This is a genomic window from Pontitalea aquivivens, from assembly GCF_046507575.1.
Taxonomy (GTDB): Bacteria; Pseudomonadota; Alphaproteobacteria; order Rhodobacterales; family Rhodobacteraceae; genus Pontitalea; species Pontitalea aquivivens.
Genome location: NZ_JBKFEY010000072.1, coordinates 1 through 2,028, shown reverse-complemented (window position 1 = coordinate 2,028; position 2,028 = coordinate 1). Strand labels below are relative to the sequence as shown.

General features: G+C 55.9%; 3 protein-coding genes. All 3 read left to right on the top strand.

Annotation, left to right across the window (positions count from 1 at the left end):
* The first annotated feature begins 85 nt into the window (after positions 1 to 85).
* Positions 86 to 1,228, top strand: coding sequence for a hypothetical protein (locus ACK8OU_RS20090; RefSeq protein WP_410305104.1), 1,143 nt, complete (start codon positions 86 to 88; stop codon positions 1,226 to 1,228).
* Positions 1,229 to 1,409: 181 nt separating this feature from the next.
* On the top strand, positions 1,410 to 1,664 hold the full coding sequence (locus ACK8OU_RS20085; RefSeq protein WP_410305105.1) for a ribbon-helix-helix domain-containing protein: 255 nt from the start codon (positions 1,410 to 1,412) through the stop codon (positions 1,662 to 1,664).
* 4 nt (positions 1,665 to 1,668) lie between these two features.
* Positions 1,669 to 1,980, top strand: coding sequence for a type II toxin-antitoxin system RelE/ParE family toxin (locus tag ACK8OU_RS20080; protein WP_410305103.1), 312 nt, complete (start codon positions 1,669 to 1,671; stop codon positions 1,978 to 1,980).
* The last annotated feature ends 48 nt before the right edge of the window (positions 1,981 to 2,028 follow it).

The window sequence follows — 2,028 nt, the reverse complement described above, 5'->3', positions numbered from 1 at the left end:
GATCACTGCGTCGCCAGACCAAGCCTAATTTGGCCGAAGGTTTTCGCAGCCCCGGACCGTCTTGATACAAAAAGGACCCCAGACAATGGCTCTTCTCGTATCAGAGCAGATGCAAAAGCGCAGAGAGCAGAAGTTTCGAAGAGAGTTGACTCGTGCATTATCTGTCTTGCCAGCCAAGAACCTGAACGGCTTCATTTCTGGAGTGTTTGACGACTTCGGCAGCAACCCATCCCCTAACGATTTCGTCGAGATGACGATGTCATCTAAATTTGGAAGCGGGAACGCCGTCGCGGAAGGCGGTAGCGGCTTTCTGCTGGAAGCGTCTCTCAAAGTCTTCGTCGAAGCACAAGAAAGTGGCAGCCTTTCGCGCGGCAAAATTCAGCCTTGGGGTTCACGCCATATGGTAATGTTCGACAAGAGTGACTGCTGGAACGCAGCTTTTTTGCTTGAGGCCGATGCCAAGCTTTTGTCACATGCGCACAACATCCGTGCGGAGGATTATATCTGGGCAGATGAGATATCCCACCATCTCTTTCTGGACAGAGAAACCCATGCTTTCGGGTTCGTGATCATCCCGATGACTGCCATGACATTAGACGAATTCAAAGCATATGGCGGTGCAGCTCTGGATGGGTGGGTAGAAGGAATAGAGAGCCGGTTCAGGAAACAGGGCTTCTGCCGCTATCAGATCCCGGGTTTTGACACCGGCCCCATGGAATACATTAGTCCCATTCATGTTAAGTTCGGACCGATCGACAAACTGATCCAGCTTCTGCCAGATCGTAAGAGGCATGAGGTTTCGTCCCACACACGAACGTTTCAATCGGGAAAGGTGACGACAGTCCAGGCGCATCGTCGGAAGAACCCACTCAGGCTGGTCGCGAATAACCGCGCTTTAACTGATCATATCGTCTATCAGGTTCAGGACGCGGATGGTGCAATCAGGTACTTTGGTGAAGGCCGGAGCGATCGTTGGAAGCATGTAAATTCCGGTGTTTCCCACAACCGGAAGATCAACGAGCACTTTTTTACCCGTGGCGAGATGACGGTCAAGGTTGTCCTTGAAGGGCTTACGAAGAGCGAAGCGCTGAGTATAGAAAGGCTGCTTATCCGCAGTGCCCAAGGTCAGGACCTGTGGAACATCAAAGACTACGAGCCCTTTCGTCCCGAAAACGAGCGAACTATGTCGGAACAAGAAATAGCAGACCTGTCTGGCGACCATTTCTGAAACCGTCATGGGACCGTTCAAGCAAAGCGTTGTTCTGAACATTCCGATTGATCCCAGAAGGCGCGAAGCGAAGATGGCGATCACGGCATGCGGTCCGACCCGGCGCTGTAATCGCTGGGCAGCCGCCCTTGCCCGCGTGTTCATTCTTGCTTATCTTGAATACAAGCAGACGGAGGCGACCATGTCCCAGACCACAACGATGACGGTCCGCATCAGCGGCGCACTGAGCGAGTTCGTGGCGTCGAACGTGGGCGAGAATGGGTCGTACGAGAACATCAGCGAATACGTCCGCGACCTGATCCGGCGCGACAAGGAGCGGGTGGAGCGGGAGGCGTTTGATCGTCTGAAGGCTGAGCTGACGCGTGCCTTCGCGGCTCCGGAGGAAAGCTATCGCCCATTGAGCGCCGCCGAGGTCATCGCCCGTAATCGGGGCTGACGGCGTGGCCATTCGCGTCCAGGAGGCCGCATCGCTGCGGCTTGACGAGATCTACCGTTACACCCGCGAACGTTGGGGCATCGAGCAGGCCGATCGGTACATCACCGATCTGTTTGCCGCGTTCGACCGCATCGAAGGGGGCGGAGTTGCATCGCGCCCCGTTCCGGCGGAATTCGGGGTCGATGGCTTCCACTTCCGGCACGCGCATCATTTCGTGTACTGGCGGCGGCTGTCGAACGGGGACGTGGGCATCGTGACGATCCTGCACGAGCGGATGCACCAGATGGACCACTTTCGGGACGATCTCCCAAGGTGAGCGCTGTCGCCCACTGCGATCATGTTTCCTGGTCATGGGGGGCTCTGT